Source organism: Niallia sp. MER 6 (assembly GCF_023714395.1).
Lineage (GTDB): Bacteria > Bacillota > Bacilli > Bacillales > Cytobacillaceae > Niallia.
Genome location: NZ_JAMAUK010000072.1, coordinates 1 through 4170, shown reverse-complemented (window position 1 = coordinate 4170; position 4170 = coordinate 1). Strand labels below are relative to the sequence as shown.

The 4170-nt window shown below is 32.8% G+C and carries 4 protein-coding genes; 1 reads left to right on the top strand and 3 read right to left on the bottom strand.

Annotation, left to right across the window (positions count from 1 at the left end; genetic code table 11):
• Positions 1-279: 279 nt before the first annotated feature.
• Together rarD and M3600_RS28025 are read right to left on the bottom strand one after the other, a co-directional pair.
• Entirely contained in the window at positions 280-1173 is an 894-nt protein-coding gene (rarD, locus tag M3600_RS28030) for an EamA family transporter RarD (protein ID WP_251648501.1), read from the bottom strand.
• A gap of 9 nt (positions 1174-1182) precedes the next feature.
• Entirely contained in the window at positions 1183-1695 is a 513-nt protein-coding gene (locus M3600_RS28025) for a GNAT family N-acetyltransferase (protein WP_251648499.1), read from the bottom strand.
• Between the two features lie 145 nt (positions 1696-1840).
• On the opposite strand from M3600_RS28025, the gene M3600_RS28020 reads away from it, so the two are divergent.
• A complete protein-coding gene (locus M3600_RS28020) occupies positions 1841-2761 on the top strand; it encodes a LysR family transcriptional regulator (RefSeq protein ID WP_251648497.1) in 921 nt (306 codons plus the stop codon).
• Between the two features lie 292 nt (positions 2762-3053).
• On the opposite strand, the gene M3600_RS28015 is transcribed toward M3600_RS28020, so the two are convergent.
• On the bottom strand, positions 3054-3929 hold the full coding sequence (locus M3600_RS28015; protein ID WP_251648495.1) for an NAD(P)-dependent oxidoreductase: 876 nt from the start codon (positions 3927-3929) through the stop codon (positions 3054-3056).
• Positions 3930-4170 lie beyond the last annotated feature (241 nt).

Below are 4170 nucleotides of genomic sequence, written 5' to 3'. Positions count from 1 at the left end.
ATTTTCTTTATAAGATGCTTATTTATGATCTTTTCACAATAACCAAATCTATAAAGTTAAACAAGTTAGATAGCAATATGGAGAAAAACTGCGTATTTAAGAGATAAGTGTTTGTTTATTGAGGGAGTTTAGTGTAAGTACATTTGTTCACAAACTACATCATAAAAGAGATGTTTTCCTCAAAAAAGCTACTCAGGCCAAAAAGCGATCTTTATAATAGAAAGATCGCTTTTTAACTATTTGGTTGAAATAATCCCCTGTGATTCTTCATTTTTTATTTTATTTTTGATTTTTGTAGTTTGAAGAAGTGAAAATAAAAATGGATATCCAAATGAAACTAAAAGAGAGCCAATTAATCCAGCTAATAGAATTATCAAACACTAGTATCCCAAGAAGAAAAGTTATACTTGGAGTAATATATTGAAAAAACCCTATAGTAGTTAATGAAATTCTTTTAGAACCTTCTGTAAACCACAGTAAAGGTAAAATAGTAAGGATTCCTGAACCAATTAATAATATTGTTACCTCCAGGTTCGAACCAAAATACATCTTGTTACTTCGTTGTAAAAACAATAAATAAATGAGTGAAAATGGTATTATCATGAACGTTTCTATACACATGCCTACTAGAGCATCTACTGTAATATACTTTTTCATAATGCTATATATCCCAGAAGTAAAAGCTAATGAAAAAGCAATCCAAGGAATTTTACCAAAGTCATAAGTAATAATTAATACTCCTACAAATGCTATTAACATGGAGATAAGAGTACCTTTCTTTACATGTTCTTTGAGTATAATGACACTCAGTATCATACTGACAATAGGAGTTATATATAACCCTAGGCTCGCTTCCATAATATGATGGAAATTAACCGCCCATATGAATAGGAGCCAATTTAAACTTATTGCCATAGAGGCAATGAAGATGTAAAGAAATTGTAGAGTATTTACTTTAAATTCACTTATAAGCGAAAAAAGCGCACTGCGCTTTTTAGCTTGAATAAAAACAAGTATAGAAATAAAGATAAATCCCCACAGCATACGATGTGCCAATATCTCTAATGAAGAGACTGCATTTAATGCGTTCCAGTATAAAGCTAGAAATCCCCAAAGTAAGTAAGCAGAAGCGGTATAAAGGTAGCCTGTTTTCTCTTGATTCCATGAAGTCATATAACCGTTTTATTCTTCTTTTGGATTATTAGGACCGACAAGCTCAAGTTGGTAAAAAGCTAAATCAAGCCATCTATTGAACTTAAATCCTGCCTTCTTAATAGTACCGGCATGAACAAAGCCAAAGTTTTTATGCATGGCAAGGCTTTTATCATTTGCTGCATCAATACCAGCAATTAAAGTCATATACTCTTCTTCTTTTGCAAATGCTATTAATCTTTCCATTAAAGAAGTCGCAATACCTTTTTTTCTATAATCCTTATCTACATAAACAGAGTGTTCAATGGAATACCGATAAGCTGGCCAAGCTCTAAAAGGACCGAATGTAGCAAATCCAACTACTTTATTGTCTAATTCATAAACAAATATTGGATAACCTTCACTCTTCTTTTGTTCAAACCAAATTTCTCTGTTTTCAAGGGTTTGAGGTTGATAAGCGTATACAGCAGTAGTATGAAGAATAGCGTCATTATAGATATTGAGAATACCCTTTAAGTCTTTTTGGCTTGCTTCTCTTATCATGTTTTTCTTCCTTTCCAAATAAAATTGTCTTCCCCTATATTTTAAGACTCCTACAGCAAAACATGAAATTGAACTTTTTATGCCTGTGCTATAGACTAAAGTTATAGCAAATTTTTAGAAATAATTTATGAGGAATGGTGCGGATATGACAATTCAACAATTTCGATATATTGTAGAAATTGCTAAGCACAACTCTATTAGTAAAGCTGCTGCTGCTCTTTATGTGACACAGCCTAGTATAAGTAAAGCAGTACGTGATCTTGAAGCGGAGCTAGGGATTACGATTTTAGATAGAACAAACAAAGGGGTAGTATTCACACAAGAGGGAAGAGAATTATTGTTTTACGCTAAAATGCTTCTCGAACAAATGGAGTCTGTTGTCCATCATTTTAAGAAAGAGGAAGTAACAGAAATAACGAAGTTTTCCATCTCATCTCAACATTATGGCTTTGCTATTGAAGCAGTTGCAAACTTAATGACATATTTTGAAGACAAAAAATATGAGCTTTCTATACGGGAAGGTAAGGCGATGGACGTAATTGTAGATGTGTATGCAAGCAGAAGTATTCTTGGGATTTTATCTTTCACGGAATTAAATAAGCATTTTTTTAAACGATATTTCCTTTCTAAATCATTAACTTTTACTCCACTTGCTTCACTGAAACAGCACGTCTTTTTACGGAAAGAGCATCCTTTAGCTCACTATGATTGTATTAATTTAAAACATTTAAGGGAATTTCCCTATTTAACATATCAGCAGGATGACATGTTGCTTCATTTCGCAGAGGAAGCCCTCAATTTAGATGATATTGAAAAAGTAGTCTATCTCCAAGATAGAGGAGCAATGAATAATCTCTTAGCAAATACTAATAGTTACAATTTAGGAACAGGATCTATTGTGACTAACTATATGAATCCCAATATTATTTCTATTCCTCTGGAAAGAGGAAATATAATTCAAGTGGGATTAGTGAAACGAGAAGATGTATTTTTGCCAGAAGAGGTTCTAGTATATATTGATTACTTGAAATTGATGTTAGAAAAGTCGATACCTAATAAAAGCTAACTTCAGGTACCTGATCTATGGCTAGCCTTTAGGAGCATAGGAAAGCCATTTTTATGAAACTATAAGGGCAGTTTAGCACAATAAGGAACTAATGAAGATGTAAGTTAGATATTGGTTATATCATTTTATCCAAAAATAATCTGAACTCATTAATATCGTATATTATCTGATTAAAAGGGTTATGAAATCCTGCGAATAAATGAGCATTCGAGAGATATCCGTCAATATTAACATCAATAATGTTAATATTGACGGATAGTATAAAAAGCATCCAAAAAGGATGCCTTTTATACTATAAATTATTTCTTTCTTTCAATTCTAAATAAACTGCAGCCATATCAAGCTTAGCTTTTCCACTTTCATTAGCAGAACGATAAGTAGCTTTGGCCGCCTCTGCAAGTGGTAATTCTATTTTTAGGCGTTCTGTCTCATCATTAATTAGCCTCAAATCTTTTGTCATAAGTTCTAGCATAAATGCAGAAGGGAATTCTTCTTTACGGTACATTTCCTTTTTTCCTTGGAATAGAGGTGTATTCATTCCAGACAGTGAAATCATTTCTAATACTTTTTCTTTATCTAACCCAGATTGCTCAGCTAATAATAATGTTTCTCCGATACCTTGTCCAATGATACCAAGCAATAAATTAATGGATAATTTGGCAGAGCTACCTTTGCTACTTGTACCAAAGCGGATTGTTTCTTTACCTAATAAATTAAAATAAGGTTGGCATATATCAATAGCTTTTTGTTCACCACCCACAAGAATAACTAATTGACCTGCTACTGCAGCTCCAACGGATCCAGAAACTGGTGCATCTAAGTATATGCCACCTCTGTCAGAAACCAATTTTGCATAGGATAAAGAATCCTTGGGTGAAATTGTGCTCATATCTACTATAATCTTTTCTGAATCAATGGCATTCAATATACCATCCTCTTGAGTTAATACTGATTTCACCGCAATAGAGTTGGATAACATAATAAAAATAATATCCGATTGCTCCACTACTTCTTTTGGTGAACTTAGTTTAATGGCTCCCACTTCTACTAAGGAATTTGCCTTTTCGGGGGAACGATTATATACATTCACTTTAAAGCCCGCTTGTAAAAGTCTTTTTGCCATAGGTGTACCCATTTGACCTAATCCAATCCATCCTAATGTATACATGGTTCTTCTTTCCTCCAATAAAATGAATATTAACTAAAATGAAAAAGATAGACTGCAAACTCGTAATGAAGTGCACCCCAATTGTTAGACGAAGGTCTAACAATTGGAGGTGCCTTTTTTAAAAGATAAGAAAGTATAAAAATTTGGGTCTACCACAGTCATTTAAGCTGTGGTATTTTCATTTTATGGAGACCAATATATTGAGAAGAATATTTTTTGATAAACACCAACATTGGGAAGC